We start from the raw sequence: 25,220 nt of genomic DNA, 5'->3' as shown, positions 1-25,220 counted from the left end.
GCTCACGTGCTGCGGAATCGAGCCCGCCACAGGCGCGCGAGGCTCACGCCCGCGTAATCAACGCCCCAGCCGTGCAACATCCCGAGCGCGATGGAGAAAATGGCGACCACCGCGGACAGCAAGGCGCGCGCGCCGCCCACGCCCGGCTGCGACAAGGCCGCGACGCCGCCCGTCGTGACCACTTCGCCGACATTCACGAAAGAAAGCGCCCCCGGCACGAGGAACCAGAACGCCGCGATCAAGAGCACCATAGGCGGCGGCGCCCCCCGGAACCTGCCGATGAGCTGGGCGAACGGCACAGTGACCAGCGCGCCGAGGAACCCGGCGAGCAGCGGGTCCACATACGTGCCGCCGAGCTGTTGGCCGACAAGCGCCACAAGCATCGTCGCCGCGATCGCGGGCAACGACCCCTTCGGGGCGGACTTGTAGAGATAGAACCCGACCGCGGCGACCACCGCGCCGAGGCACGGAGCCCACGCGCCGAGCCCCCCGTGCGCGGGAAGCGCCCCCAGCGGGCCTCTGTGCTGCGACAACGGGCCCGCGATCCGCACCCCCACCGCCACGCCCAACGCGAGCAACAACAGTTGCGCCGCGCCATACATCAACCGAGTGGACCCCGAAATCACCTGGGTGCTGGTCAGCTCCACCGCCCCAATCGTGAGCGTCACCCCCGGCAACACGCTGACCAGAGCCGGGGCCAGGACACGGAGCAATCCGTCACCAGCCGCCTCGGCCAGGTACCACGTCGTGAGAACGGTCACAAGCGTCGCCGCGATCGGCGGGAGCATGATGGCGACCGACGGCAACCATCTGCCGAGCAGCAACAACATCCCGACCACGAGCCCGAGCAGCGCATACGCGGGCAGGCTCGCCCAGGTGGGCTGCAAAGCCAGTCCGAAACCGATCGTGAGGAGCGTATGCCCGAGCACCGTCGTGAACGCCCCGAACCTCGGCGCCCAGCCGCGGGCCGCTTTCGTGCGGGCGGTCACCTCCGCAGGGGTCGCCGCGCGGGCCTTGGCGAGCTTGACCAGGGTGTCCACCTCGCCCGCCTGGTCGAGCCGCGCCACCGCCCACGACGGCTCATCGACCTGTGTTTTCGTCTGCAACGGCGAATCCAGCTGCACTATGAGGTACGTGGGGAACACGAGCACCCGCACCTCGTGGCCCGTGTACGCCAAACCGATCGCGCGCAGCTGCGACTCCACGAGGTTGGTCGGCTGCCCGGTCTCGATCATCGCGATGCCCAGCTGGCGCAGCATCGTGAGGACGTCTTCGTCCGGATACGGGTCCACGCCCTCCAACGGCTCAGGGCGCTCCTTGAGCAGCGCATGCCGCAACCTCTCCCATTGGTGCTGCAAAACGGCGCGAGAGGTCACCGGTTATTCATAGCCGATCCACCCGAAAACCAACAGCAACACTCCCCTCCCCTCGAACTGCGCCGAAAAATTGCCCGCGCGATGCGGCCAAGGGCGCCGTCTTCCCGCGCGGGGCGCGCTCTCGGCGGTCAAGATGGCAAGATCCGAGTCGGACGCGAAGCAAGGAGAGCTATGAAAGTCGCAGTGTATTGCGGCGCAAGCACCGGGACAGATCCGGCGCACGCCGCAGCGGCGGCCGATTTCGCCAGCGCCCTCGCCCGGGCCGGGGTGCACATCGTGTACGGCGGCGGGCACAAGGGGCTCATGGGCGTCGTCGCGGACGCCGCCCTCGCCGAGGGCGGCCAAGTGCACGGGGTCATCCCCGCCAGCCTCGTCGAAAAAGAGCTCGCACACCAACACCTCACCACCCAGCGCGTGGTGGAAACGATGCACCAGCGCAAAGAGCTCATGTTGGCGCTCGCCGACGCGGCGGTCGCCCTGCCCGGCGGGCTCGGCACGCTCGACGAGCTCTTCGACGTGTGGGGTTCCGCGCAGCTCGCCTTGCACCCCAAACCCGTCGGGGTGCTCAACGCGAACGGTTTCTGGACGGACCTGCTCGCCGCCGTCCGGGGCGTGCGAGAAGCGGGGTTCATCGCGGACAGCAGCTACGACCTGCTCATCGTCGCGCAGGACGCGCAGGACTACCTGAAGCAGGTCGAGTCATTCGCCCATCCGGGCGGACGCTTCTAGCGCCGCCTCACCCCTCGGCCAGCGCGCGAAGCTCCGGCCCGCAGAGCCGGTACGTGGTCCATTCGTCCTGGGCTTTCGCCCCGATGGACTGGTAGAACCCGATCGCCGGGGCGTTCCAGTCGAGCACCGACCAGCTGAGCCGGGACCAGCCGTTGCGGACGCATTCCCCGGCCAAGGCGGCCAGCAGCTGTTTCCCGAGCCCCGAGCCCCGGCTCTGCGGACGCACGTAGAGGTCTTCGAGGTAGATCCCGTGCACGCCGTCCCAGGTGGAGTAGTTGAGGAACCACACCGCCATGCCGACGACCTCGCCGGGCGTGTCGTGCCGCGACTCCTCCTCCGGCGACACCGCGACGTGGGCGAACACCGCAGGACGCTCGCCGAACAGCGACGCGTGCAACTGCTCCTCGGTGAGATGGCATTGTTCGGGGGCCTTCTCGTAGACGGCGAGGTCGTAGACCATCGCGCGCATCGCGGGCACATCCTCGGGCCGCGCCCGGCGGACAATGCCCGCGCGCGGGCCCGGAGCCGCAGTGTTCGTCGCCATCAGGTTCCTTCCTGCCGCGCTCCACGCGCGGCGTCCTCCATCGCGTGCGACACGGCGTCCCCCATCGCGTGCAACACGGCGTTCTCCATCGCGTGCGACACGGCGTTCTCCATCGCGTGCAACACGGTGCGCAGCATTGCCCTCGGCGCGTCCCCGACCACGCACTCCCCAACCCCCTCGCCCCACGGCCCGAGCGAAGCCAGAATGCTCCCGACCAGCTCCCGCGCCTGATTTTTCGTCCGCCCGCCGGCCGAGCGGACCAGCGCCTCCCGCAGCACGTTCTTCACCTTGCCGTGCGGACGCGCGAGGACGAGCCCGCGCGGACCAGCCCCGCCCACAGCGTCGGCCTCAATGATCGCGCTGACGGAATCCGGGGCGGATTTGCGCAACCGCAGGTTCCATTTTTCCGCGAAATCCTCCCGGAGCCGCGCTTGAGCATCGGCGCTGCGCACATCGGGATGGTTGTTGTCCACGAGCAGCGCCAACTGGTCGCCCTGTTCCCACAACAGAGCGCGGAACAGCGCTGACGGCTCGTGCTTGCGCAGATCCAGCGCCCCCGCCGCAGCCGACGACTCCACCGACTGCCGACCATGGGTGTAGATCGCCGCAGGGGCTCCCCCCGAGGCGATCCGGTCGACTTTCTTGGCCGCGCTGGGGGCGAAACGCAACAGATGCAGGTCGCTCGCGCTGCCGATCGCTTGCGCGCCCTGGTAGCGGTTGAAGTCGGGAATGAGCTCTTCGACGAGGCAGTCCAGGCCGACAATGGCCTTCTGCACGGCGAGGCCGAGCGCGGGCTGGGCCTCGCCGTACCCGTACGCCACAAGCCCGCGCCCCTGCGCGAGGCACCGCAAGCCCTGGGCGCCGCGCGCGCAGAACAACGCCACGCCGTCCGGCGTGTACGGCGGGTCGGCCACGAACAGGTCGGCCCATGCTTCGAGATCGGCGGGGAACCTTTGCCGCAGATCGGCGTGGCGAACACGAAATTTCGCTCCGGAACTGGACAGTTCGGCGGCGAGGAACTCCACAAGCGCCTCGTCGATGTCCACAACAGCGATGTCCGCCGAAGGGCAGAGCTTCGCCACCGCAAGGCTGGTGAGATCGTGGTCCCCCACGAAAAGGACGCGCAGACCGTTCGTCTCGAAACGCCGCGCGATCCACGACGCCCGCCGCAGGACAGTTTCCGCTGTGGCCGCGACATGGTCGAGGTTCCTGTTCGGCTTCGGCGCGCGGGCGCGCGCCGCGCGCAGCTCCTCCAACAGCTCCGGCCGGAGTTCTGGGCGGGAAGCCGACGCGAGCAGCGCCTCGTACCCCTCCCGAGCCTGCGGCCGCAGCCCCTGCCGACCGTCCGCATCGGCGACAACGTCCTCACCGGCGACGCGCAGGAACGCTTCGACTCCTCGGCGGGAAAGCGCCGCCGCGTCGATGAGCTCTTGCAGACTGGCCCCGCCCGCGAGGAGCCGGGCGAGAACGGCGAGGTGCTGACGGTTGCACGCCGTCTGCCGCGCGAGCAGCAGGGCGATGTCAGCCAGCGCCACGGACCGCGTCCCCCGACTGCTCGCGGGAAGCCTCCACAAGGTCTTCCCTCGCCCTGGCGACCCGTGAGCGCACCGTGCCGACCGGGCAGTCGCACACCGCGGCGGCCTCCGCGTAGGAAAGGCCGAGCATTTGCGTGAGCACCAGCGCCTCGCGGCGCTCGGGGGCCAAATCCTCCAACAGCATTTTCACCAAAGACAGCTCGACCTGCGCCCCATGCTCGGCGACTTCCCTGCGGCGCACGACCGGCGCGAGGCCCGGATCGGCGCCAGGGGCCGACCTCGGCCTGGCCACCGCGGAACGGATCTGGTCGACCACGACCCGGCGCGCGATGGACAGCAGCCACACTCGGCCGTTCGAGCGGCCCTCGAACCTCGCGATGCTGGTCATCGCCCGCAAAAAAGTTTCCTGGGTGAGATCGTCCGCCTGGGTCGGGTCCGTCAGGTGGGCGAGAAAACGCCACACGTCCCGCTGGGTCTCGGCGACGAACGCGGCAAGCGCTTTGCGGTCGCCGCGCGCGGCAGCAAGAGCAAAAGCGGTGGCCCGGTCTTCGCCATCGCTCTGCAACATGCTCCCTAGGATATCGTGCGGCGCGGCCGCGGCCCGCATCGGGAATGAACCGCTCACGTCAGGCGCTAAAATGAGGTATGCGGAGCGCGCCGGAGCCATCGAGCCGAGAAGGATCCCGCATCCCGTGCGGCACGGCGCAGGAATCGCTCTCCGCCCGCTTGGACGGGGAGCGCGAGCCCGTGCCCGCCCACCGGGTCGACGCGCATGTCGCGGCCTGCGACGATTGCGCGCAATGGTGGCGCCAGGCGCAGACTCAAGCGGCCGCGTTGCGCCTGGCGGCGGTCCCCGCGGCCCCGGTGTTCGAAGTGGCGCTGCCCAAACCAAAGCGTTCCTGGCGGTCCCGGCTCTCGGTGTGGTCGCCCAAACCGGAGGAAGTCGAAGTGCGCGTGCCCCAGGGCGCCCGGCCCGGCCGCCGCACGGGGCACCTGCGCCCCGCCCCGGAGCGCCCCGAGTGACCGCCGTGTTCGAGCCGGGCTCCCTCCGGCGGACCAGATACGCCGTGAGCGGCATGACCTGCGGGGCGTGCTCCGCCAGGGTCGGGCGGGCCTTGGGCAAGCTCGACGGGGTGCGCGCGGAGGTGAACCTCGCGACCGGGGTGGCGGTCGTCGACGCGCCCGAGTCCGTCGCGCCGGACGAGATCGTGGCCGTCGTGGGAAAAGCCGGGTACGCCGCCGCGCTGATCGAAGCCAACGCGCGCGCCGCCGCCCTCGCGGAGGAAGCCGACCAGGCCGAAGAGCGCGAGGTGCAGGACCTCTTCCGCAGGCTCGCTGTCGCGCTGCTCCTGTTCTTCCCGCTCGCGAACTTGTCCGTCCTCTTCGCCATGGAGCCCGGCTTTCGGATTCCTGGCTGGCAATGGCTGCTCACCGCGCTCGCGCTCCCCGTGGTGCTGTGGTGCGCCGCGCCCATGCGCCGCCGCGCCCTCGCCGCGCTCCGCAGCGGCGGGGCGACGATGGACACCCTGGTCACCCTTGGCGTGTGGGCCGCGTTCGGCTGGTCCTTGTGGTCGATGTTCGCCACGACGGGCCAGCCGCGGCCCGCCCCGGCAGGCGTCCTGGCCACCATCCTCGCCAGCGACGGCGTGTACCTGGAAGTCGCCGCCGGTATCACGGTGTTCGTCCTCGCCGGGCGGTATTTCGAAGCGAAAGCGAAACAACGGGCCGGCGCAGGGACCCGCGCGCTCGCCGCGCTCGCCGCGCGCGAGGTCACGTTGCTGATCGACGACCGCGAAGTGCGGGCCTCGGTCGAAGACCTCGTCGAGGGGTCGCGCTTCTCCGTCCGCCCCGGCGAGACCATCGCGACGGACGGACTGGTCTTGAGCGGCGCCGCCGATGTGGACATGAGCGCGATGACCGGCGAGCCGAACCCCGTGCCGGTCGAACCGGGCTCCGCCGTGGTCGGCGGGACGATCTGCCTGACCGGGCGGCTCGTGGTGGAGGCCGCGGCGGTCGGCGAGGACACCCGGCTGGCCGGGATGCTGCGGCTGGTCGAAGAGGCGCAAATCGGCAAGGGGAAGGCCACGGAGCTCGCCGACCGGGTCTCGGCGTTCTTCGTCCCCTCGGTGCTGCTCATCGCGGCGGCGACGTTCGTCGGCTGGCTGCTCGCCGGGGCCGAGACCGCGCGCGCGGTCGGCGTCGCGATCTCGGTCCTGGTGATCGCCTGCCCGTGCGCCTTGGGCCTCGCCGTCCCGACTGCGCTCATGGTCGCGGCGGGCAGGGGAGCCCTGCTCGGCGTGTTCCTGAAAGGGCCGAGGGCGTTGGAGGCGACCAGGGACGTCGACGCCGTGGTGTTCGACAAAACCGGCGTCATCACCACCGCGAAAATGCGAGTGGCCAGCGTGGCGCTCGCAGACGGCGCCGCCGAGGCCGAGGCGGCGAGGCTGGCTGGCGCCGTCGAGGCCGCCTCGGAGCACCCGGTGGGCGCCGCGATCGCCTCGTGGGCGCGCGGCGTCGTCCCGGCGCTGCCCGAAGTCCATGGTTTCCTCGCCCTCCCCGGCTCCGGCGTGCGCGGCACGGTGGACGGCTGCGACGTCGAGGTGACCCGTCCCGACACCAGGCGCGACGCGCCGCGCCCCGACCTGCCCCCCGAGCTCGCCCGAGCCGTGCGCGAGCAGCAACGCAACGGAGCCACCGCCGTGGTGCTGCGCAAAGACGGCGCCGCCATTGCCGTGCTGGGCCTCTCCGACACCGTCCAGGACTCCGCGGCCGCGGCAGTGGCGCGGCTGCGCGCGCGCGGACTGCGCTTGCTGCTGCTCACCGGCGACAACGCGAGCGCCGCCCAACTGGTCGCGGACCAGGTCGGCATCCCCGAAGTGATCGCCGAGGTCGCCCCCGAAGGCAAAGCGGACGTGCTGCGCCAGTTGCAAGAGGGGGGGCTGCGGGTGGCATTCGTCGGGGACGGCATCAACGACGGCCCCGCGCTCGCCGTCGCGGACCTCGGCATGGCCGTGTTCACCGGCACCGACGTCGCGTTGAGCGCGGCCGATGTGATCGTGGTGCGCGAGGACCTCGGCGCGGTTCCTGACGCGATCGCACTGGCCAGGGCGACGCTGCGCACCCTGCGGGGCAACCTCCTGTGGGCGTTCGGCTACAACGTGGCGGCGATCCCCGTCGCCGTGCTGGGTTTCGCGAACCCCCTGCTCGCGAGCGCGGCCATGGCGTTCTCCTCGTTCTTCGTCGTCGCGAACAGTTTGCGGCTGCGGCGAACCGACATCCGCTAGCGCCTCCGTGTCGGCAGCGTGCGCGCCCGGTCGAAGCGGCGCGGCGAACCGGGGGCACTGGGCTCAGCGGTTCGGGGTCGCCAGATGGCGGTCGGTGAAATACCGCTGCGGGAACAAGCACGCCGAGCGCCCCTCCACCACCGCGGCGGCTTGCTGCTCCTGCGTCGGGTTGCCGACCACGCGCGGATCGACCCGCCCCCACGTGACGACAAAGGCGATATCGCCGGGGCTTCGGGAAAACGTCACCCCTGATCTGCCGTCGCTTGTCGTGAACGAATCTTTGAGCGAAGCGCCGACGGCCTTGGCCTGCTCCTCGAACACGGCGAGGGCAGCGTCTCGGGCCGGGGCGGCGAGGTCGCCTTCGAACAGGACACGGCGAACGACGATCTGTTCCGGGGGCGTCGCCGGGAACATGTGGTAGGGGTTGCAATCCAATGGTTCCGGGGTCTGCTCGCCCCAGTGCCACGCCACACCGGGGTGCTGGGCGGCGACGGCGTCCGCCGCCCGGATGAGCGCCGCCTCGACCCGTTGCGCGTCCGCTTCGGCGGGGCCTCCTCGGCGCAACGCGGCCTCTGTTTGGGCGACCTCGTGCGGGCTCGTGTGGTCAGGGTCCAGCTGGCTGCCCCAGGAGCCGAGCAAAAAGAAACCGCCCACGCAGAACACGACCGAGCCGAGCACCGCTGTCGCGATCACCAGCGACACGATCCAGAACTTGCGTTTCCTCATCGCAGCCTCAGTGTTCGGCATCGCCCGAGCCTACACGGCGAAGCTGGGAGGACCGTTGCTCATGTCACACGCAGGGCGTGAGCGCGCATGCTGGCGCCATCCCCCGACCGTTCGGCGCATGACTCACGGGCGCGGGTTCCTTCTTACTTGCCGGCCGGGACCGGGAGGTGGCGCTCGGTGAAATACCATTCCGGCAACCGGCACGGCGTGACCCCGATCAATACCGCCAAGACAGCCGAGGTCAGGCCGATCCTCGCCCCCTCCGGGCTGTAGAAGTTCACATCCCGGTTGTCCGGCTTGTCGATGAAATTCTGATACTTCGTCGCGCCATAGGACGCCGCCGCGCGGCGCACGACCGCCACCGCCTGCGGCCACACCCCAGGCGGAATCGGACCATCGAACACCAGTTGTCGCACCCAAATCTGGACAACTTGTGTATCGCTCGCAGCATCCCCTGGGCAACTAAGACGGCCCCAGTCGCGATTCCAGCTCCACTTCAGCCCGGGCACGAGGGCGACGATCTCGTCGCCCGTCCGCGCCAAAAGGTCTTCCAGGTTGCGCGCCTCCTGCTCCGCCGTGCCCTTGTCCAAGTAGCGCGCCTCGAACGCCGCCACCTGCTCCTTGGTCATATGCTTCGGATTCGGGTCCAAAGAATCCACCAACTTTCTCAACGCCACACACCCGCCCCCGCAACACACCGCAAGCACCAGCAGCACAACCAGCACCCGCTTCCACACCCGCCGCCACCACGAGCGGCGCGGAGCGGAACTCCCACCCGCGCGCATGGTGTCGTCTGTGCTCATCGCAGGCGCAAGGCGTCGGCGTTCACGCCGTCCACATGCTCGTACTGTTCGGCGGCATGGGCGACATTGTCACCGGCCGTGGTGAAGGATTCGGCCATGGCCGCGCCGCGCGCGGTCTCGGCATCAGCGTACGCGGCGAACACCCCCGCGGCCCGCATCCCCGGCCACGCGGACTTGGCGCCCGCCAGCGCCGAGTCGCTGGAAGCGAGCTTGTCCTTGGTCTCCTCGGCCAGATTGCGCAGCTGGTCCACGCCCGAGCGCAATTCGTCCAGCTCGGCTCGCACATGCGGCCCGGCTCCCGTCGGCGTGTTCGCAGGCATCTTTCCTCCTTACTTCGCGCCGGGAACCGGGAGGTGGCGCTCGGTGAAATACCGTTCCGGCAACCGGCACGGCGTGACCCCGACCAACACGGCGGCCACCGCCGAGGTCAGGCCGATCCGCGCCCCCTCCGGGCTGTAGAAGTTCGAATCATGGTTGTCCGGCTTGTCGATGAAATTCTGATACTCCGTCGCCCCATAGGACGCCGCCGCACGACGCACGACCTCCACCGCCTGCGGCCACACCCCAGGCGGAATCGGACCATCGAACACCACTTTCCGCGCCCAAAACCGACCAACCCAAGTATCGGCAGCAGGATCACCGGGACACCCGGTGCGACTCATGTCATCCTTCCAACTCCACGTCAATCCGGGCACAAGGGCCGCGATCTCATCACCTGTCCTAGCCAAGAGAGCTTCCAGTTTCTGGCCTTCCTGTTCCAAGGTGCTTTTATTCCAGTAGCGCTCCTCGAACGCCTCGGCCTGCTCCTTGGTCATATGCTTCGGATTCGGGTCCAAAGAATCCACCGCCTTTCGCAACGCCAGACACCCGCCCCCGCAACACACCGCAAGGACAAGCAGCACAATCAACACCCGCTTCCACACACGCCCCCACCACGAGCGGCGCGGAACACCACCCCCGTCCCCGCGCACGGCCTCGTCTGTGCTCATCTCACTCCCCATGCTGGGTGACATCCTTGCGGCCGTCGTCCCCGGTCATCCCGGCAACCACAGCGGCCATATTGTACCCCGGCATCCGCAATTCTCCGTTGGACCCGTTCTGGGGGTATTGCGAGTGCTCGTGCCCATTCTGTTGGATGCCCTCGTGGCGCACACCGATGCCGTCCAGGCTGTCACCGAGCGTGATGCCCTCATGGGTGGACAGCCGGGTCACCCAGGACTGCACAGAGGGGTCCGCGCCGAAATTCCCCGTTCCGGCAGCCAACTTGATGGTGTCGCCATCGCCCTGCATCGCGAAAATATGCCCGGCCTGCATGTGCAACTGCTGGGCCGAGTCCGCCTCGATCCCCGGCGAGCCGTAGAGCACCGCGTTCTGCACCACACCCGGCGGGGTCTGCTGCAAGGCGAGGGAGGTGGTGAGCGAGCCGTAGGAGTGCCCGAGCGCGGTGATCTGCGGCCCCGTGTCCGCACGCCCGTCCGACGGATGCCATGCCGCGTTGAGCCCCTGGTAGAACCGGCTGAGATCCTGCGCCCCCGCCTTCGCCAAGGTGTCCTGGCTGACGTCCGCGCCGCCGCGCGCCCAGTCGCCCCACCCGGGGCCGTCAACGTGGGGGCACTGGTAGCCGATCCACGCGATCGTCGACACGGTCTCGCCGGGCTTGCCCTGTGCCCGCAGAATTCGCTCGGTTTCGCTCTTGAGATCGCTTGCCTCGCCGACCATCCCATTGAGACTGCCACCGACGGAGGAGTCCAACCCCGGCGTGGTGACCGAAATATGGTCGGCGGTGTCCGGGTCGCCGAGCGCGATGGCGGCCTTGCCGCGCTCTCCTGACCGCATATCGAGCACCAGCAATTTAGCGTCTTTCCCGTACTGGTTCAGCGACCTGTCGATCGCGTCGAGGTCGTCGAGTTTCTTCTTCACGTACCAGAGCTGCGCGTCCTTGTCGCTGAACGCGCCGCCGAAGGGGTTGCTGTCCAGCTCGCGCTGCAATCGGTCCCGCTCCGCGGTCAATCGCGCCCGCTCCGCCGGGATGAGCGTGCGGTTGGCGGCGTCGCGCGCGCTCGCGGAGACCCCGTCCCTGCCCCCGATCCAATCCGGGTGGTTGTCGATCACCCACTGGCGTTGCTTCGGGGGGAGCGAGTTCCACCAGCCGGTGTTGGCGTCGGGGCTTCCCTTGCCCGGCGGCGGGTCCGCAACGCCGAGCTCCCCTTGCTGCTCTCCGGCGTGCGCGGCCTGGGCGTCGTCGGCGGCTCCCCCGGCGGTGATCGTTCCGTCCGTCGCTCTCTTGAGCACGTCGGCCGCTTTCTCGTCCAAGCGGTTCGCCGCCCGGATGACTTCCGCGACCTCGGCGGACAGGTTCGCGATCCGGGCGCGCTGCGCGTCCGAGATGTGCGCGTCCGGCTTGTCGTGCACGAAACCGTTGTCGTCGATAGTCGCGCCGAGCGCGTCCGCCTCCTGTTCGAGGGCTCGCAGCTCTGTTTGCAACTGGGTGAAATCGTCGTGGAGCTCCGAAACCGCCTCTCGCACCGCCGAGAGGCGCGCAATGTCGTCGAGCAGGCTTGTGTCGATGTTCTGGAAGTTCTGCGTGGCCGCGTCCTTGGCGGCGCCGCTCCATCCGGGGAATTGCGTGATCTTCGCGAATGAGCCCTGGGCGTCCTGAATCGACGCGACCCGCGACGACAGGCTCGTCGCGAGATCGCCGAATGCCCCCGTGTCCACACGCCGAATGTCCCCGAGGTTCATAGCGCCCCCTTTTTCGTCTTCCTCTCGGAAAAGATTATCAGGGACGCGCAAACGCCGAATCCCCTGGGGTATGCCCAGGGGATTCGACAGGATTCTCGGGGACGACCCGCAGACACGAAGCCTACTTGGCCCGCTCCAACACCTCGACCAAGCGCCAGTGCTTCGTCGCGGACAGGGGCCGGGTCTCCATGATCCGCACGGTGTCGCCGATATGGGCGTCCTGCTGCTCGTCGTGGGCCTTGACCTTCTTCGTGGTCCGGATGATCTTGCCGTACAGCGGGTGCCGGTGGCGGTCCACAAGCTCCACGACGATGGTCTTGTCCATCTTGTCCGAAACGACGACGCCCGAGCGGACCTTGCGGCGCGAGGTGCGCGCGGCCTGTGGCGTCGGTTCAGTCTTTGTGGCGCTCATGCGTCCTCACCCTCGGTCTTCTCGCTCTTCTTGGCCTTGGACTCTTTCTTCTCGGCTTTCTCGGCCTTGTCGGTCTTCTCGGCCTTGTCGGTCTTCTTTTCGGCCTTCTTCGCCTTCGCCTGCTCGGCGGTCGGCTCGGCGGACAAACCCAGTTCGCGCTCGCGAATCACGGTGTACACCTGGGCGATCTCCCGCTTGACCTCGCTGACGCGACTGTTCTTGGCCAACTGGCCGGTGGCGAGCTGGAAACGCAGGTGCAACGCTTCTTCTTTGAGTTTGCCGAGTTGCTCGACCAGGTCGTCACGACCCCGTTCGCGCAAATCAGCGGCCTTGGTGCGGTGTGCCATCAGAATTGCTCCTCTCGGGTCACGATGCGCGTCTTCAACGGCAGCTTGTGCTGCGCGCGGCGGAGCGCTTCGCGAGCCGTCTCCTCATTCGGGAACGACATTTCGAACAGAACGCGGCCTGGCTTGACGTTGGCGATCCACCACTCGGGCGAGCCTTTGCCGGAACCCATGCGGGTTTCCGCGGGCTTCTTGGTCAGCGGACGGTCGGGGTAGATGTTGATCCACACCTTCCCGCCACGACGGATATGCCGGTTGATGGCGATACGCGCGGACTCGATCTGCCGGTTGGTGACGTAGGCGGGCTCAAGGGCCTGGATGCCGAACTCGCCGAAGGTCACCTTCGTGCCGCCTTTGGCAGCGCCCGAACGGCTCGGGTGGTGCTGCTTGCGGTGCTTGACTTTACGTGGGATCAGCATGGCTCAGGCCTCCTGACCTGATTCGTTGGCAACAGACTCCGCCGCGGGCGCTGCCGCGACAGGCTCCGCCGCCGAGGGGTCGGACGGGCCTTGGCCAGCGCGACCGGCCTCGGTGCTGGTCGCGGTGGTGCCAGAGGCTCCGGAGCGGCGCGGGCGGGCGGCGCGGTCGCGACGGGCGCCCGCCTCTTCCGCGGCGGCGAGCTGAGCGGCGTGCTCGACCCGTCCGCCGACGATGTCGCCCTTGTAGATCCACACCTTCACGCCGATCCGGCCGAAGGTGGTCTTGGCCTCGTGGAAGCCGTAGTCGATGTCGGCGCGCAGGGTGTGCAGGGGCACCCGGCCCTCGCGGTAGTACTCGGACCGGCTCATCTCAGCGCCGCCGAGACGGCCGCCGCACATCACCTTGATGCCCTTGACCTGCTGGTGGCGCATCGCGGACTGGATCGCTTTGCGCATCGCGCGACGGAACGCCACGCGGTTCGACAGCTGCTCGGCGACGCCTTGCGCGACGAGCTGGGCGATGGTCTCGGAGTTCTTGACCTCCAGGATGTTCAGCTGCACCTGCTTGCCGGTGAGCTTCTCCAACTGGCCCCGGATGCGGTCGGCCTCGGCGCCGCGGCGGCCGATGACGATGCCCGGACGGGCGGTGTGGATGTCCACGCGCACCCGGTCACGGGTCCGCTCGATCTCGACCTTCGCGATACCGGCCCGCTCCATGCCCGACACGAGCAGCTTGCGGATCTGGATGTCCTCTTTGATGTAGTCCTTGTACTGCTTGTCGGCGAACCAACGGGAGCGCCAATCAGTGGTGATGCCCAGGCGGAAGCCATGGGGATGGATTTTCTGTCCCATTTACTCCTCGCCTCCCTTCTCGGTCGCGGTTGCCGCAGTTTTCTTGGACTCGGTCTTCTTGGACTCGGTTTTCTTGGACGCGCCCTGCTTGGAACCGGCGACGCGCTTGGCGCGGCTCGGCCGCTCGTTGGCGAGCGCGGCCGCCACCTCGATGGTGATGTGCGCGGTGCGCTTGCGAATGCGGAAGCTGCGGCCCTGGGCGCGCGGCTGGTAACGCTTGAGGGTCGGGCCCTCGTCCGCGAACGCCTTCGAGACCACCAGGGTCGAGCGGTGCAGGTTCAAATTGTGCTCGGCGTTGGCGACCGCGCTCGCGAGGACTTTGGAGACCTCTTCGCTCGCGCTCTGCGGGGCGAAGCGCAGGATGGCCAACGCCTCGTCCACGCGCTTGCCTCGGATCAGGTCGATGACCCGGCGGGCTTTGGTCGCCGAGAAACGCGCGCCTTTGAGCGAGGCGTGCGCGGTCGGGTTGTCTTGGACAGTGCTCATCGGCGCTTCGCCTTTCGGTCCTCTTTGACGTGGCTGCGGAAGGTGCGGGTCGGGGCGAACTCGCCCAACTTGTGACCGACCATCGACTCGCTCACGAACACCGGGACGTGCTTGCGCCCGTCGTGCACCGCGAAAGTGTGCCCGACGAAGTCGGGGAGGATGGTCGAACGACGCGACCAGGTCTTGATGACCTGATGGGTGTTCTTGTCGTTCTGCGCGTCCACCTTCCTCAGGAGGTGGTCGTCGACGAACGGGCCTTTCTTCAAACTACGTGGCATCAGTCAGTTCCCTTCTACCGCTTCTTCCCGGTCCGACGACGGCGGACGATGAGCTTGTCGCTCTCTTTGTTGGCACGGCGGGTGCGGCCTTCCGGCTTGCCCCACGGGCTCACCGGGTGACGGCCGCCGGAGGTCTTGCCCTCGCCGCCGCCGTGCGGGTGGTCGACCGGGTTCATGACCACGCCGCGGACGGTCGGGCGGATGCCCTTCCAGCGGTTGCGGCCCGCCTTGCCCCAGTTGATGTTGGACTGCTCGGCGTTGCCGACCTCGCCGACCGAAGCGCGGCAGCGCGCGTCGACGTTGCGGATCTCGCCGGACGGCATGCGCAGCTGGGCGTACGGGCCGTCTTTGGCGACCAGCTGGACAGCGGAGCCGGCCGAACGGGCGATCTTCGCGCCGCCGCCCGGACGCAGCTCGATGGCGTGCACCACCGTGCCGGTCGGGATGTTCTTCAGGGGCAGGTTGTTGCCCGGTTTGATGTCGGCCTGCGGGCCGGTCTCGACGACATCGCCCTGCTTGAGCTTCGCGGGGGCGATGATGTAGCGCTTCTCGCCGTCCGCGTAGTGCAGGAGCGCGATCCGGGAAGTGCGGTTCGGGTCGTACTCGATGTGCGCGACCTTGGCGGGCACGCCGTCCTTGTCCGCGCGGCGGAAGTCGATGAGCCGGTAGGACCGCTTGTGGCCGCCGCCCTGGTGGCGGACGGTGACCCGGCCGTGGGCGTTGCGGCCGCCCTTGTTGTGCAAGGGGCGCAGCAGCGACTTCTCCGGCGTGGAGCGGGTGACCTCCGCGAAGTCGGAGCTCGAAGAGCCACGACGACCCGGGCTGGTCGGCTTGTGCTTACGAATAGCCATTGTTCTCTACCTCAGTCCTATGCGCCGGCCGTCGTGAAGATGTCGATGGTCTTGCTCGACTCGGTCAAGGAGACGAGCGCCCGCTTGGTGTCGGCGCGCTTGCCGACGCCGAACCGGGTGCGCTTGCGCTTGCCGTTGCGGTTCATGATGTTCACCCGCGCCACCTTCACGCCGAAAACTTTCTCGACGGCCAGTTTCACCTGGGTCTTGTTGGCTTCGGGGTGCACGACGAAGCTGTAGGTCTTCTGCTCGGCCAAGGCGAACGACTTCTCGCTCACCACAGGCCGGATCAGCACGTCGTGCGGATCAGCCGGGATGCTTGCGATGGTCATGCCTGCACCTCTTCCTTCTTGTTGACCTTGTGGTGCTCGATGAACGTGGTCAACGCCTCGAGGCTGAAGACGATGTCGTCGCTCTTGAGCACGTCGTACGTGTTGAGCTGGTCCGGGGTCAGGATGTGGGCGTGCGGCAGGTTGCGCACGCTCTTCAGACCGGTCTCGTCGGCACGGCCGAGGACCACCAACAGACGGGGCCGGGACGCGATCGAGTCGAGGAAGGCGGAGGCCTTCTTGGTCGACGGGGACTGCCCGGCGACGAGTTCGTCCACGATGTGCACGCGCCCGCCGCGCGCCCGGTCGGAGAGGGCGCCGCGCAGGGCGGCGGCCTTCATCTTCTTCGGGGTGCGCTGGGAGTAGTCGCGCGGCACCGGGCCGTGGACCGTGCCGCCGCCGGTGAAGTGCGGGGCGCGGGTCGAGCCCTGACGGGCGCGGCCGGTGCCCTTCTGCTTGTACGGCTTGCGGCCGCCGCCGGAGACTTCGCCCCGGGTCTTGACCTTGTGGGTGCCCTGCCGGGCAGCGGCGAGCTGCGCGGTCACCACCTGGTGCAAGAGCGAGATGTTGGCCGGAGCGTCGAAGATCTCGGCGGGGAGATCGAACGTTCCGGCGCTCTTGCCGTCAGCGGCGTGGATCGTCACGGTGAGGCTCACTTCGCCACCCCTTTCTTCACAGCGGAGCGGATGAACACCAAGCCGCCGTCACGGCCGGGGACAGCGCCCTTGATGAGGAGCACACCGGCCTCCGGGTCAACCCGGAACACGGTGAGGTTCTGCGTGGTCGTCTTCGCGTTGCCCATGCGCCCGGCCATCCGGGTGCCTTTGAACACGCGGCCGGGGAAGGCGCACGCGCCGATGGAACCCGGACGGCGGTGCACTTTGTGCGCGCCGTGCGAAGCGCCCTGGCCTTTGAAGCCGTGGCGCTTCATCGTGCCCGCGAAGCCCTTGCCCTTGCTGGTGCCGGTCACATCGACCAAGTCGCCGGCCGAGAACACGGTCGCGTCGATCTGCTGGCCGACCTCGTAGCCGGAGACGTCGTCGAGGCGGAACTCCGCGAGGTGGCGGCGCGGGGTGACCCCGGCCTTCTCGAACTGGCCGGCCAGCGGCTTGTTCACCTTGCGGGGGTCGATGTGGCCGAAGGCCAGCTGAATGGCCGAGTACTTGTCGCGCTCGGGGGTGCGGACCTGGGTGACGACGTTGACGCCGGTGCGGATCACGGTCACCGGGACGACGCGGTTGCGCTCGTCGAAGACCTGGGTCATGCCGAGCTTCGCGCCCAACAGGCCCACGCGGTTCTTGGAAGTGGAAGAAGTCATCAGAGCGGCCTCACTGGATGTTCACGTCGACGCTGGCAGGCAGGTTGATGCGCATGAGCGCGTCGACTGTCTTCGGCGTGGGGTCAAGGATGTCGATCATGCGCTTGTGGGTGCGCATCTCGAAGTGCTCGCGCGAGTCTTTGTACTTGTGCGGAGAGCGGATCACGCAGTACACGTTCTTCTCCGTCGGCAAAGGAACCGGGCCGACGACGCTCGCGCCGGTGCGGGTGACCGTCTCGACGATCTTGCGCGCGGACGCGTCAATAGCCTCATGGTCGTACGCCTTGAGCCTGATGCGGATCTTTTGTCCCGCCACTAGTGCCTCGTTTCTCCTGCGTCTCGCCAACACCGCATCCGGGTTGGCGCGCCCTGGCCGTGGCTCGCGCCAAGCAGGGCTGTCCTTCACGTCGGCGCCCGCGCGGCGTCTCGCCGTCGTGAACGCACGCCAAATGGCCGCTCTTTCGCTTTCATGGTTCTGCGGCCGACTCCCTGGAGCTTTCACTCCTCCGGGCCAGCCAAGCTGGTCCGCTGCGGCAAAATCCCGACATCAGATGTGAAACTTTTGTCAAAGCTCTAGGCCGCGCGCAACCCCGCCGCCCTTGCGAGCAGCGTTGTTCAGTATGCACGAGACCCCTGCGGCTTGGCAAGTCCGCAGGTGGAAAGACTGAGGCAGCACTGCCGACGCCCTCGCGATCACGGCGTCGGCCAATACTACTTTCGGGTAGTATTATGCTCGGTCCGTCCACACGCCCGGCGGAGCCGGCCGATCCGAAGGAGACCCATGGCGGTGTTCAAATCCAAGCCCGTCACGTCGAGGACCGAGCTGGCACTGCGCGGCAGCGCCCTCGGACGGGCTTGGCTCAAGCTCGGCAAGTCCGTCCCCGGCCGCGTCGCCTTCTCCGCCGGGTACGCGCTCAAGGCGCCGTATTTCGCCACCGTCACCCCGTACGTGCGCACGATCGAGCCCGGCCGCGCCGAGGTCTCGGCCCCGTCGTGGTTCTTGACGCACAACCACATCGGCTCCTTGCACGCCATCGCCTGCTGCAACACCGCCGAGGCCGCGATGGGCCTCGTGATGGAGGCTTCCACCCCGTCGACGCACCGCTGGCTCCCCAAAGGCATGACCGTCAACTACCTGAAGATCATCAAGGGCGGCGTGCGCACGATCGCGCACCTGCCTGAGGGCTTCGACTTCTCCACGATCACCGAGGGATCCGAAGTCCCCGTCCATTTCCAGGTGATCGACTCCGCCGGCATCGAGGTCGCGAACGGGACCATCACCACCTGGGTTTCGCCCAAACCACTTGGCGCCGCGCCCAACCAGCTCCGCTAGTATTTGCGCCATGGGCATCCTCAAGAGGGCCGCCCGCGGGAGACCCGCGGGCCGGGCGGTCGTCGCCGTCGCCGTCGCCACCCTTCTGGCCAGCGGTTGCGGCAGCAACACACCCGTCGCGCCGACGACGACCTCGGCGACGAAGATCCCGGTGCACTGGTCGCCCGACTTGCCCGCCGTGATCGCCTACCAAGGCGGCGTGGGCTACGGCTTGGCCCAGTCCGAGCCCACCGTGCGCAACTCGATCCAGAACGTCGGGGTGAGCGTGGTGCACGTCCCGGTGGTGCTGGACAACAACGGCACCGCCATCGCCTGGTCGAGCACCAAGATCTCCGACGCCAAGTGCTCCATCGCCCCGGAGTCCGCCGACCCGAACGGCCCGAAGCCCGCGCCGGACGGCACAATCGGGTCGAACGTGTACGCCCTGAGCGACGAAACCGTCTTGCAGGGGATCGTCTGCGACAAGACCGACCCCGCCTACCCGAACCAGAGCGAGAGCGAGGCCTCCGGGTCCAAGCTGCGCAAGCTGGTCGATCTGCTCAAAGTCGGCACCAGCTACAACAACGCGGTCGAGCGCCTCTGGTTCGACGTCGAACTCATCACCGACCCGGTGCAGAAGGCCAACACCGCCACCCCGGAGCAGTACGTCGCCGCCGTCGTGAAAGCGATGAACGAGGCGAGGTTCGACAATGTCATCATCTCCAGCTACGACTGGCGCACCCTGCCCCTGGTGCACAGCGGCTTCAAAGTCGGCACCGAACAAATCCCCGGCCTGAGCACTGTGCCCACCGTGGCCCTGGTGCGAGCCGACACATTCTACCCCGGCAGCCCGTGGATCGGCGGCCTGAACCTGAGCGAAGTGCACGCCGACCTCATCGAAGCCGCTGTGAAACTCGGGGTCGACGGCATCGCCCCCGACTTCCTCGCCTCGCAGCCGCTGCCACAGCCCGAGGACCAGACCCCGCCGGGGCAGCAAAAGCCCCTCCTGGTCTCCAAACAGTTCCTCGACCGCGCGCACAAGGCGGGGCTGAAGGTCTTCCCGCAGGTCATCAACAACCTCAACGATATGGACCATCAGCTCAAAATCTGCCAAGGGACAGACAGCCAGCTGCACCTGGACCAATGCGTGGACGGGATCATCACCGCCTATCCTGACGTGCTCGACACCGAGCTCGGCACGCTCGGGGCCAACCGGCCCGCGAAGCTTTCCCCCCGCTGATCGGAACATCGAAGCACGGTATGAGCACTCCGCAGACGCCTGACGTCCTCGCTGCCCGCTACGCGACGAAAGAGCTTGTGGCGCTCTGGTCGCCCCGCGCCCGCGTCGTCCTTGAGCGCGATCTTTGGATCGCCGTGCTCAAGGCGCAGATCGAACTGGGCGTCCCCGGCGGGGACGCGGCCAGCGTCGCCGACTACGAGCGGGTCAAGGAACAGGTCGACCTGGACTCCATCGCAGCGCGGGAACGAGTCACCCGCCACGACGTGAAGGCGCGGATCGACGAGTTCAACGCCCTCGCCGGGCACGAGCTGGTGCACAGGGGCATGACCAGCCGAGACGCCACCGAGAACGTGGAGCAATCCGTCATCCGCGCCTCGCTGGCCCACGTCCGAGACCACGCGGTCGCCGCGCTGGCCCGGCTCGCCGAACGCGCGGCCCAATACGCGCCGACCATGCTGGTGGCCCGCAGCCACAACGTCCCCGCGCAAGCGACCACGCTCGGCAAGCGTTTCGCCACCTGCGCCCAGGAACTGCTCATCGCGGTGCGCCGGGTGGACGAGCTGATCGAGCGCTATCCGCTGCGCGGCATCCAGGGCCCGGTCGGCACCGCGCAGGACATGCTCGACCTTCTCGGCGGGGACCGCGACAAATTCGCCCGGCTCCAACGCAGCGTCGCCGAGCACGTCGGCTTCACCCAAGCCCTGGTCAGCGTCGGGCAGATCTATCCGCGCTCCCTCGACCACGACGTCGTCTCCGCGCTGGTGCAGCTCGCCGCCGCGCCCTCCTCGTTCGCGCACACCCTGCGCCTGATGGCGGGCCAAGAGCTCGCCACCGAAGGGTTCCAGCCCGGACAGGTCGGCTCCTCCGCGATGCCGCACAAGACCAATCCGCGCACCAGCGAGCGCATCAACGGACTCGCCGTCGTCCTGCGCGGCTACGCCTCGATGACCGCCGAGCTCGCCGGAGCGCAGTGGAACGAGGGCGACGTGTTCTGCTCCGTTGTGCGACGGGTGGCCCTGCCTGACGCGTTCTATGCGATCGACGGCCTTTTCGAGGGCTTTTTGACGGTGCTCGGCGAGTTCCACGCCTTCGAGCCGGTGATCGAGCGCGAAGTCGCCCGCTACTTGCCTTTCCTCGGCACCACCCGCATCCTCATGGCCGCGGTGCGGGCGGGAGTGGGCCGGGAAGCCGCGCACGAGGCGATCAAAGAGCACGCGGTGGCGCTGGCCAACGACATCCGCGAGCGCGGAGCCGAGCCGGACCTGCTCTCGCGGCTCGCCCAGGACCAACGACTGGGATTGACCCGAGCGCAGCTGGACGAGGCGCTCGCCGACCGCGACCTGTTCCTCGGCGCGGCCGACGACCAGGTCCGTCGCGTCATCGACGAGGTGGAGGCCCTGGTCGCGAAGCACCCGGAAGCGGCCGCCTACCGGCCAGGGTCGATTTTGTGACGCCCAGGGCCGGGGCCTCGGCGAAAGCCGGGACGTCGGGAGGGACGACGAGCGCCGAAAAGTATTTAGCGTTCACTATTTATTTCGTAGAGAGTGATCCTTGATTCGTATAGAGTGATCTTTATGATGATCTCCTCACGCGTCCGCGGCGTCCTCAGCGGACTGCTTCCCTTGCTGTCCTTGTCCGCAGCGTCCTTGCCCGCAGTCGCAACGATGGCCCCGAACGCCGCTGCGGCGCCCGCGGGATGCGCCGACTACGACATCTCCTTCGCCCGGGGGACGGGAGAGCCCGCCGGAGTCGGCGTCGTCGGCAACGCGTTCGCCAACGCCCTGAAGGCCAAAGAGCCAGGCAAGACGTTCAACGTCCACGGGGTGGACTACGCCGCCGACTACGACTTCGTCGCACTCGACTTGCACTCCCTCGCCGCAGGCGCGGACAATCTGTCCGCGCACCTGCAGGACGTGGCCAGCCGATGCCCGGACACGCAGTTCGTCCTCGGCGGCTATTCGCAGGGCGCGGCCCTGGTCGACGCGGTGATCTCGTTCGGGGTGCCGCTGCTCGGCTTCAGCAACCCGCTGCCGGGGGATGTGGCCAACCGGATTGTCGGCGTCGCGTTGTTCGGGGACGCCACCCACCGCGTCTTCAACGGCCTGCAACCGGTCTTCATCACCCCCGACCTCGCTGCCAAGACCACCAATATCTGCGCTGACGGCGACCCGATCTGCGAAAACGTGGAGGGCGGCCTCGACACGCAGAGCGCCGATTTCAACGCGAACCACACCTCGTACGTCTCCCGAGGCCTCACAGCCCAGGGCGCCGCTTTCGTCGCCGACCAGATCAACGGCCAGCCCGCGCAGGCCGCCCCGGCGCCGCAGCCGCCCGCCGAGAACGACGCGCAAACGGCCCCAGACGAAGACACGACCGCAGCCCCGGAGGAAGAAGGATCGGACGCGGACGGCGAGTAAGACAGCGTCGTCACTGGCCAAACGAATCGGCGGACAGGAGCGAGTGCGGATTGGAACAAGCAGTGACCCTTGTGAGAAAAATATGGCATGCTCGAAGGATGGAACACTCGCGCATTCCGAGAAAATCCACCGCTTTGGCCGCCGCCCTTTTCTGCGGCGCCGGTCTCGCCGTCCTCGCGCCGCACGCCGCCCAGGCGCACGCGGACGCCTGCCCTGACGTGGAAGTGGCGTTCGCGAGGGGCACGAACGAGCCGCCCGGCCTTGGCTATATGGGCGAGTACTTTGTCGACGGGTTGCGCGAACGGCTGCCCGGAAAGGCCATCGACGCGTACGCGGTGGACTATCCGGCCGTGCTCAGCCCGGAGAGCCTCGGCGACGGCGGCAACGACCTCAGCCAGCATGTGCAGAACGTCGCCCGTTCGTGCCCGAGCACGAAAATCGTGCTCGGCGGTTTCTCGCAAGGAGCAGGCGTGGTCGATCTGGTGACCGTGTCGCCATTGCCGACCCAATCGATCAATCTGCCGATCTTGGGAGAGGTCTCGTTGGCGGACACCGGGTTCGACCAGCCCCTTCCCACGAACGTCTTCCCGCATATCGCCGCGGTGGCGGTCTTCGGGAACCCGGTCAAGCACGTCTACGACGGCGTCCTGCCGATGCCGGACGGGCTTCGGTCGCGCACCGACGACGAATGCGCGGACGGCGATCCCGTCTGCCATCTGCCGGGCCCGGACGACCTCTCGAACTTCCACAACCACGACTCCTACATTGACCGCGGCCTGACCGACAAAGCCGCAGACTTCGTGGTGCAGCACCTGGGGCTGCGCCCCAACCCGCCGAAAACCCCGACGACGAGCAGCTCGCCCGACGACGACGCTTTCCGCCCGATCCAAACCCCGCCGCCGTCGGACGACGACGAGGAAGACGGGGACAACTGATCGGCGCCCTCCTGCGCCCAACAGGGCAGGGAAGCCACCCGGTGCGGGTCGGCCTGCTGGTCAGCCAGCAGCGGGCCCCGAGCTACTCGTCGTTGCGCGACGTCGCGGCGAGGGCGGAGGAGCTCGGCGCGGACGCCCTGTTCAACACGGATCATTTTTTCCCGTGGAGCGGCGACGGCAACGGAGCGCATTTCGAATGCTGGAGCATGCTGGCCGCCTGGGCGGAGCAGACCAGCCGGGTCCAACTCGGCGCGCTCGTCACCGGAGTCGGCTACCGCAACCCCGACCTGTTGGCCGACATGGCCCGCACCGTGGACCACATCAGCGGCGGGCGGCTGATCCTGGGCCTCGGGGCCGGCTGGCTGGAGCGGGACTACGCGGAATACGGCTACGAGTTCCCCTCCGCGGGCGCGCGGATCGGCCTGCTCGCGCAGAGCCTGCCGCGGATCAAAGCCCGCCTCGGGAAGCTCAACCCGCCGCCAGTGGGCGAGATCCCCATCCTCATCGGCGGCGGCGGCGAACGCAAAACATTGCGGGTCGTGGCGGAACACGCCGACATCTGGCACAGTTTCTCAGCAGTCGGCGAGCTCACGCGCAAAAGCGCGGCGCTCGCCGAACATTGCGCCTCGCTCGGGCGCGACCCCGCCGAGATCGCCCGCGCGGCCTCATGGTCGGGGCCTGAGCTCACCGAACAGCTCGTGGCGGCCGGAGCCAGTGTGATCGTCGCCGACACCTCGGCCCCCGATTACGACCTCTCGGCGCTGCGCGACGCGCTGGCTTGGAAAAATTCGCGCGGCTAGTCGCAATACTGGGCGAGCGCCCGGATCTTGTTCGCGACGTCGAGCGCCGCGACCTTGTACGCCTCGGACAACGTCGGATAGTTGAAGACGGCTTCGATCAAGTAGTCGACCGTCCCGCCGCAGCCCATCACAGCCTGGCCGATGTGCACCAGCTCGGTGGCCTGCGAACCGAAGATGTGCACACCGAGAAGCTTGCGGTCGTCCGTGTTCACCAGGAGCTTGAGCATGCCGTACGAGTCGCCCGCGATCTGCCCCCGCGCAAGCTCCCGGTAGCGGGAGACGCCCACCTCGTACGGCACAGCGGCCTTGGTGAGCTCCGTCTCGGTCGCCCCGACGTAGGAGACTTCCGGAATGGAGTAGATGCCGATCGGCTGCAGCTCGGTCATGCCCTCGGCGGACTCCCCGAACGCGTGGTAGGCGGCGAGGCGGCCCTGATCCATGGACGTCGCGGCGAGCGCGGGGAAGCCGATCACGTCGCCGACCGCGTAAATATGATCCACAGCAGTCTGGAAGTGCTTGTCGACCTGGATGCGGCCCCGGTCGTCCGCGGACAGCCCCGCGTTCTCCAGCGCCAGCGCTTCGGTCTGGCCCTGACGGCCGGCCGAGTACATCACCGTCTCCGCCGGGATCCGCTTGCCGCTGGCGAGCTTGGTGACGGCGCCGTTGGGGCCGACCTCGATGTCGGTCACCTCCTCGCCGAAACGGAATGTGACGGCGAGGTCGCGCAAGTGGAAGCGGAGCGCCTCAATGACCTCGGGGTCGCAGAATTCGAGCATGCTGGGCCGCCGCTCGACCACGGTCACCCGCGTGCCGAGCGCCGCGAACATGGAGGCGTACTCGATGCCGATCACCCCGGCCCCGACGACGACCATGGTGGCGGGGATGGCCTTGAGCTGGAGGATCTCGTCCGAATCGAGAATGCGCTCCTCGTCGTAGTTGACTCCGGGCAGGCGCGCGGGCCTGGTGCCGGTCGCGATGACGAAGAACTCGCCGTGCAGCCGGGTGCTCTCGCCTCGGTCGTCGTCGACGACCTCGACCGTGTGCTCGTCCACAAAGCTCGCGACGCCGGGGAAGATCTCCACCCGGTTGCGCTGCAATTGGGAGCGCACCACTTCGGTCTCTTTGCCGATCACCTGGGCGGTCCGGGCGAACAAGTCCTCGGGGGTGATGTTGGACTTGACCCGGTAGCTCGCGCCGTACAACTCGCGCTGATTCATGCCGGTCAGGTACAACACGGCCTCGCGGAGCGTCTTCGACGGAATCGTGCCCGTGTTCAGGCACACCCCGCCCAACATGTGCTTGCGCTCGACGATGGCGACCGATTTGCCCAGTTTCGCCGCCGCGATGGCAGCTTTCTGGCCCCCTGGCCCAGAACCGATGACGACAAGATCATAACGGGGAGAGGCGCTGGAACTCACATCCCCACCATATACGCGCTTTGCCGCGGCGGCTCGCAAGCGCCCAAGGGCCATTCCGCCCGTCGGGCCG

General features: G+C 68.1%; 29 protein-coding genes and 1 pseudogene. 9 read left to right on the top strand and 21 right to left on the bottom strand.

The window, feature by feature from the left end; genetic code table 11:
* Window positions 1-2: 2 nt before the first annotated feature.
* Window positions 3-1,376, bottom strand: a complete 1,374-nt coding sequence (locus tag SROT_RS00885; RefSeq protein WP_013137115.1) for a threonine/serine exporter family protein — start codon at window positions 1,374-1,376, stop codon at window positions 3-5.
* A 171-nt stretch (window positions 1,377-1,547) separates the two neighbouring features.
* Between SROT_RS00885 and SROT_RS00880 the strand changes: the two genes are divergently transcribed.
* Window positions 1,548-2,105, top strand: coding sequence for an LOG family protein (locus SROT_RS00880; RefSeq protein WP_013137114.1), 558 nt, complete (start codon window positions 1,548-1,550; stop codon window positions 2,103-2,105).
* A gap of 7 nt (window positions 2,106-2,112) precedes the next feature.
* Here the strand turns inward: SROT_RS00880 and SROT_RS00875 are convergent, their stop codons facing one another.
* The 3 genes from SROT_RS00875 to SROT_RS00865 are packed head-to-tail and all read right to left on the bottom strand — an operon-like array spanning window position 2,113 to window position 4,752.
* On the bottom strand, window positions 2,113-2,649 hold the full coding sequence (locus SROT_RS00875; RefSeq protein WP_013137113.1) for a GNAT family N-acetyltransferase: 537 nt from the start codon (window positions 2,647-2,649) through the stop codon (window positions 2,113-2,115).
* Window positions 2,649-4,184 (bottom strand): bis-aminopropyl spermidine synthase family protein, encoded by a 1,536-nt coding sequence (locus SROT_RS00870; protein ID WP_013137112.1) that lies wholly within the window; start codon window positions 4,182-4,184, stop codon window positions 2,649-2,651. Before SROT_RS00870 ends, SROT_RS00875 begins: the two co-directional genes overlap by 1 nt.
* Window positions 4,171-4,752, bottom strand: a complete 582-nt coding sequence (locus tag SROT_RS00865) for a sigma-70 family RNA polymerase sigma factor (RefSeq protein ID WP_041406796.1) — start codon at window positions 4,750-4,752, stop codon at window positions 4,171-4,173. The genes SROT_RS00870 and SROT_RS00865 overlap by 14 nt, the downstream gene beginning before the upstream one ends.
* 77 nt (window positions 4,753-4,829) lie before the next feature.
* Between SROT_RS00865 and SROT_RS00860 the strand changes: the two genes are divergently transcribed.
* Window positions 4,830-5,207 (top strand): zf-HC2 domain-containing protein, encoded by a 378-nt coding sequence (locus SROT_RS00860; RefSeq protein ID WP_013137110.1) that lies wholly within the window; start codon window positions 4,830-4,832, stop codon window positions 5,205-5,207.
* Window positions 5,204-7,468 carry a heavy metal translocating P-type ATPase gene (locus tag SROT_RS00855; protein WP_013137109.1) on the top strand — a complete coding sequence of 755 codons (2,265 nt, stop codon included), beginning with the start codon at window positions 5,204-5,206 and terminating at the stop codon, window positions 7,466-7,468. Before SROT_RS00860 ends, SROT_RS00855 begins: the two co-directional genes overlap by 4 nt.
* Window positions 7,469-7,531: 63 nt before the next feature.
* Here SROT_RS00855 and SROT_RS00850 read toward each other — a convergent pair whose 3' ends face one another.
* The 16 genes and pseudogenes from SROT_RS00850 to rpsJ all read right to left on the bottom strand — a co-directional run bounded on the left by SROT_RS00850 (window position 7,532) and on the right by rpsJ (window position 17,344).
* Window positions 7,532-8,215 carry an LppA family lipoprotein gene (locus SROT_RS00850; RefSeq protein ID WP_013137108.1) on the bottom strand — a complete coding sequence of 228 codons (684 nt, stop codon included), beginning with the start codon at window positions 8,213-8,215 and terminating at the stop codon, window positions 7,532-7,534.
* Window positions 8,216-8,337: 122 nt separating this feature from the next.
* The gene (locus SROT_RS00845) at window positions 8,338-8,997 is read right to left on the bottom strand and encodes an LppA family lipoprotein (RefSeq protein ID WP_013137107.1); all 660 of its coding nucleotides are present in this window, start codon (window positions 8,995-8,997) and stop codon (window positions 8,338-8,340) included.
* Window positions 8,994-9,317, bottom strand: a complete 324-nt coding sequence (locus tag SROT_RS00840) for a WXG100 family type VII secretion target (protein ID WP_013137106.1) — start codon at window positions 9,315-9,317, stop codon at window positions 8,994-8,996. Before SROT_RS00840 ends, SROT_RS00845 begins: the two co-directional genes overlap by 4 nt.
* A 9-nt stretch (window positions 9,318-9,326) precedes the next feature.
* Window positions 9,327-9,986: an LppA family lipoprotein gene (locus SROT_RS00835; RefSeq protein ID WP_148223291.1), complete on the bottom strand. Its 660-nt coding sequence runs from the start codon at window positions 9,984-9,986 to the stop codon at window positions 9,327-9,329.
* A gap of 1 nt (window position 9,987) precedes the next feature.
* Window positions 9,988-11,739 carry an alpha/beta hydrolase gene (locus SROT_RS00830; RefSeq protein ID WP_013137104.1) on the bottom strand — a complete coding sequence of 584 codons (1,752 nt, stop codon included), beginning with the start codon at window positions 11,737-11,739 and terminating at the stop codon, window positions 9,988-9,990.
* Window positions 11,740-11,860: 121 nt separating this feature from the next.
* Window positions 11,861-12,151 (bottom strand): 30S ribosomal protein S17, encoded by a 291-nt coding sequence (rpsQ, locus tag SROT_RS00825; RefSeq protein ID WP_013137103.1) that lies wholly within the window; start codon window positions 12,149-12,151, stop codon window positions 11,861-11,863.
* Between the two features lie 122 nt (window positions 12,152-12,273).
* A pseudogene (gene rpmC, locus SROT_RS17245) lies at window positions 12,274-12,498 on the bottom strand (50S ribosomal protein L29); the annotation flags it as partial.
* A complete protein-coding gene (gene rplP, locus SROT_RS00815) occupies window positions 12,498-12,914 on the bottom strand; it encodes a 50S ribosomal protein L16 (protein ID WP_013137101.1) in 417 nt (138 codons plus the stop codon). The pseudogene rpmC and the gene rplP, both read right to left, overlap by 1 nt.
* A gap of 3 nt (window positions 12,915-12,917) precedes the next feature.
* Complete coding sequence (gene rpsC / locus SROT_RS00810; protein WP_013137100.1) at window positions 12,918-13,766, bottom strand: 30S ribosomal protein S3; 849 nt, start codon at window positions 13,764-13,766, stop codon at window positions 12,918-12,920.
* Window positions 13,767-14,252 carry a 50S ribosomal protein L22 gene (rplV, locus tag SROT_RS00805; protein WP_013137099.1) on the bottom strand — a complete coding sequence of 162 codons (486 nt, stop codon included), beginning with the start codon at window positions 14,250-14,252 and terminating at the stop codon, window positions 13,767-13,769.
* Complete coding sequence (rpsS, locus tag SROT_RS00800) at window positions 14,249-14,530, bottom strand: 30S ribosomal protein S19 (RefSeq protein WP_013137098.1); 282 nt, start codon at window positions 14,528-14,530, stop codon at window positions 14,249-14,251. Before rpsS ends, rplV begins: the two co-directional genes overlap by 4 nt.
* A 14-nt stretch (window positions 14,531-14,544) precedes the next feature.
* Entirely contained in the window at window positions 14,545-15,381 is an 837-nt protein-coding gene (gene rplB / locus SROT_RS00795; RefSeq protein WP_013137097.1) for a 50S ribosomal protein L2, read from the bottom strand.
* Window positions 15,382-15,398: 17 nt separating this feature from the next.
* Window positions 15,399-15,713, bottom strand: coding sequence for a 50S ribosomal protein L23 (rplW, locus tag SROT_RS00790; RefSeq protein ID WP_013137096.1), 315 nt, complete (start codon window positions 15,711-15,713; stop codon window positions 15,399-15,401).
* Window positions 15,710-16,366, bottom strand: coding sequence for a 50S ribosomal protein L4 (rplD, locus tag SROT_RS00785; RefSeq protein ID WP_013137095.1), 657 nt, complete (start codon window positions 16,364-16,366; stop codon window positions 15,710-15,712). Before rplD ends, rplW begins: the two co-directional genes overlap by 4 nt.
* Entirely contained in the window at window positions 16,363-17,028 is a 666-nt protein-coding gene (gene rplC, locus SROT_RS00780) for a 50S ribosomal protein L3 (protein ID WP_013137094.1), read from the bottom strand. Before rplC ends, rplD begins: the two co-directional genes overlap by 4 nt.
* Window positions 17,029-17,038: 10 nt before the next feature.
* A complete protein-coding gene (gene rpsJ, locus SROT_RS00775; protein WP_013137093.1) occupies window positions 17,039-17,344 on the bottom strand; it encodes a 30S ribosomal protein S10 in 306 nt (101 codons plus the stop codon).
* Between the two features lie 465 nt (window positions 17,345-17,809).
* On the opposite strand from rpsJ, the gene SROT_RS00770 reads away from it, so the two are divergent.
* From SROT_RS00770 to SROT_RS00745, 6 genes are all read left to right on the top strand, one after another.
* Window positions 17,810-18,361: a hotdog fold domain-containing protein gene (locus SROT_RS00770; protein WP_013137092.1), complete on the top strand. Its 552-nt coding sequence runs from the start codon at window positions 17,810-17,812 to the stop codon at window positions 18,359-18,361.
* 10 nt (window positions 18,362-18,371) lie between these two features.
* Window positions 18,372-19,580, top strand: coding sequence for a PI-PLC domain-containing protein (locus SROT_RS00765; RefSeq protein ID WP_013137091.1), 1,209 nt, complete (start codon window positions 18,372-18,374; stop codon window positions 19,578-19,580).
* Window positions 19,581-19,600: 20 nt separating this feature from the next.
* Window positions 19,601-21,031: an adenylosuccinate lyase gene (purB, locus tag SROT_RS00760; RefSeq protein WP_013137090.1), complete on the top strand. Its 1,431-nt coding sequence runs from the start codon at window positions 19,601-19,603 to the stop codon at window positions 21,029-21,031.
* Between the two features lie 123 nt (window positions 21,032-21,154).
* The gene (locus SROT_RS00755) at window positions 21,155-21,997 is read left to right on the top strand and encodes a cutinase family protein (protein ID WP_013137089.1); all 843 of its coding nucleotides are present in this window, start codon (window positions 21,155-21,157) and stop codon (window positions 21,995-21,997) included.
* 98 nt (window positions 21,998-22,095) lie between these two features.
* A complete protein-coding gene (locus SROT_RS00750) occupies window positions 22,096-22,932 on the top strand; it encodes a cutinase family protein (RefSeq protein WP_013137088.1) in 837 nt (278 codons plus the stop codon).
* 41 nt (window positions 22,933-22,973) lie between these two features.
* Window positions 22,974-23,732, top strand: coding sequence for an LLM class F420-dependent oxidoreductase (locus SROT_RS00745; protein WP_013137087.1), 759 nt, complete (start codon window positions 22,974-22,976; stop codon window positions 23,730-23,732).
* Here the strand turns inward: SROT_RS00745 and sthA are convergent.
* Window positions 23,729-25,150: a Si-specific NAD(P)(+) transhydrogenase gene (sthA, locus tag SROT_RS00740; RefSeq protein ID WP_013137086.1), complete on the bottom strand. Its 1,422-nt coding sequence runs from the start codon at window positions 25,148-25,150 to the stop codon at window positions 23,729-23,731. The two genes, SROT_RS00745 and sthA, sit on opposite strands and share 4 nt — an antisense overlap.
* Between the last annotated feature and the right edge of the window lie 70 nt (window positions 25,151-25,220).

Source organism: Segniliparus rotundus DSM 44985, assembly GCF_000092825.1.
Taxonomy (GTDB): Bacteria; Actinomycetota; Actinomycetes; order Mycobacteriales; family Mycobacteriaceae; genus Segniliparus; species Segniliparus rotundus.
The sequence above is the reverse complement of the archived record's forward strand: the minus strand, read 5'-3'. Positions and strand labels throughout refer to the sequence as shown.

What these genes read in the sequence shown, in the direction of transcription:
- SROT_RS00880 (WP_013137114.1), top strand. Translation starts at nt 1,548, where the DNA reads ATGAAAGTCGCAGTGTATTGCGGCGCAAGCACCGGGACAGATCCGGCG.
- SROT_RS00875 (WP_013137113.1), bottom strand. Translation starts at nt 2,649, where the DNA reads ATGGCGACGAACACTGCGGCTCCGGGCCCGCGCGCGGGCATTGTCCGC.
- SROT_RS00865 (WP_041406796.1), bottom strand. Translation starts at nt 4,752, where the DNA reads ATGTTGCAGAGCGATGGCGAAGACCGGGCCACCGCTTTTGCTCTTGCT.
- SROT_RS00860 (WP_013137110.1), top strand. Translation starts at nt 4,830, where the DNA reads ATGCGGAGCGCGCCGGAGCCATCGAGCCGAGAAGGATCCCGCATCCCG.
- SROT_RS00850 (WP_013137108.1), bottom strand. Translation starts at nt 8,215, where the DNA reads ATGCCGAACACTGAGGCTGCGATGAGGAAACGCAAGTTCTGGATCGTG.
- SROT_RS00845 (WP_013137107.1), bottom strand. Translation starts at nt 8,997, where the DNA reads ATGAGCACAGACGACACCATGCGCGCGGGTGGGAGTTCCGCTCCGCGC.
- SROT_RS00840 (WP_013137106.1), bottom strand. Translation starts at nt 9,317, where the DNA reads ATGCCTGCGAACACGCCGACGGGAGCCGGGCCGCATGTGCGAGCCGAG.
- SROT_RS00835 (WP_148223291.1), bottom strand. Translation starts at nt 9,986, where the DNA reads ATGAGCACAGACGAGGCCGTGCGCGGGGACGGGGGTGGTGTTCCGCGC.
- SROT_RS00830 (WP_013137104.1), bottom strand. Translation starts at nt 11,739, where the DNA reads ATGAACCTCGGGGACATTCGGCGTGTGGACACGGGGGCATTCGGCGAT.
- rpsQ (WP_013137103.1), bottom strand. Translation starts at nt 12,151, where the DNA reads ATGAGCGCCACAAAGACTGAACCGACGCCACAGGCCGCGCGCACCTCG.
- rplP (WP_013137101.1), bottom strand. Translation starts at nt 12,914, where the DNA reads ATGCTGATCCCACGTAAAGTCAAGCACCGCAAGCAGCACCACCCGAGC.
- rpsC (WP_013137100.1), bottom strand. Translation starts at nt 13,766, where the DNA reads ATGGGACAGAAAATCCATCCCCATGGCTTCCGCCTGGGCATCACCACT.
- rplV (WP_013137099.1), bottom strand. Translation starts at nt 14,252, where the DNA reads ATGAGCACTGTCCAAGACAACCCGACCGCGCACGCCTCGCTCAAAGGC.
- rpsS (WP_013137098.1), bottom strand. Translation starts at nt 14,530, where the DNA reads ATGCCACGTAGTTTGAAGAAAGGCCCGTTCGTCGACGACCACCTCCTG.
- rplB (WP_013137097.1), bottom strand. Translation starts at nt 15,381, where the DNA reads ATGGCTATTCGTAAGCACAAGCCGACCAGCCCGGGTCGTCGTGGCTCT.
- rplW (WP_013137096.1), bottom strand. Translation starts at nt 15,713, where the DNA reads ATGACCATCGCAAGCATCCCGGCTGATCCGCACGACGTGCTGATCCGG.
- rplC (WP_013137094.1), bottom strand. Translation starts at nt 17,028, where the DNA reads ATGACTTCTTCCACTTCCAAGAACCGCGTGGGCCTGTTGGGCGCGAAG.
- SROT_RS00770 (WP_013137092.1), top strand. Translation starts at nt 17,810, where the DNA reads ATGGCGGTGTTCAAATCCAAGCCCGTCACGTCGAGGACCGAGCTGGCA.
- SROT_RS00765 (WP_013137091.1), top strand. Translation starts at nt 18,372, where the DNA reads ATGGGCATCCTCAAGAGGGCCGCCCGCGGGAGACCCGCGGGCCGGGCG.
- purB (WP_013137090.1), top strand. Translation starts at nt 19,601, where the DNA reads ATGAGCACTCCGCAGACGCCTGACGTCCTCGCTGCCCGCTACGCGACG.
- SROT_RS00755 (WP_013137089.1), top strand. Translation starts at nt 21,155, where the DNA reads ATGATGATCTCCTCACGCGTCCGCGGCGTCCTCAGCGGACTGCTTCCC.
- SROT_RS00750 (WP_013137088.1), top strand. Translation starts at nt 22,096, where the DNA reads ATGGAACACTCGCGCATTCCGAGAAAATCCACCGCTTTGGCCGCCGCC.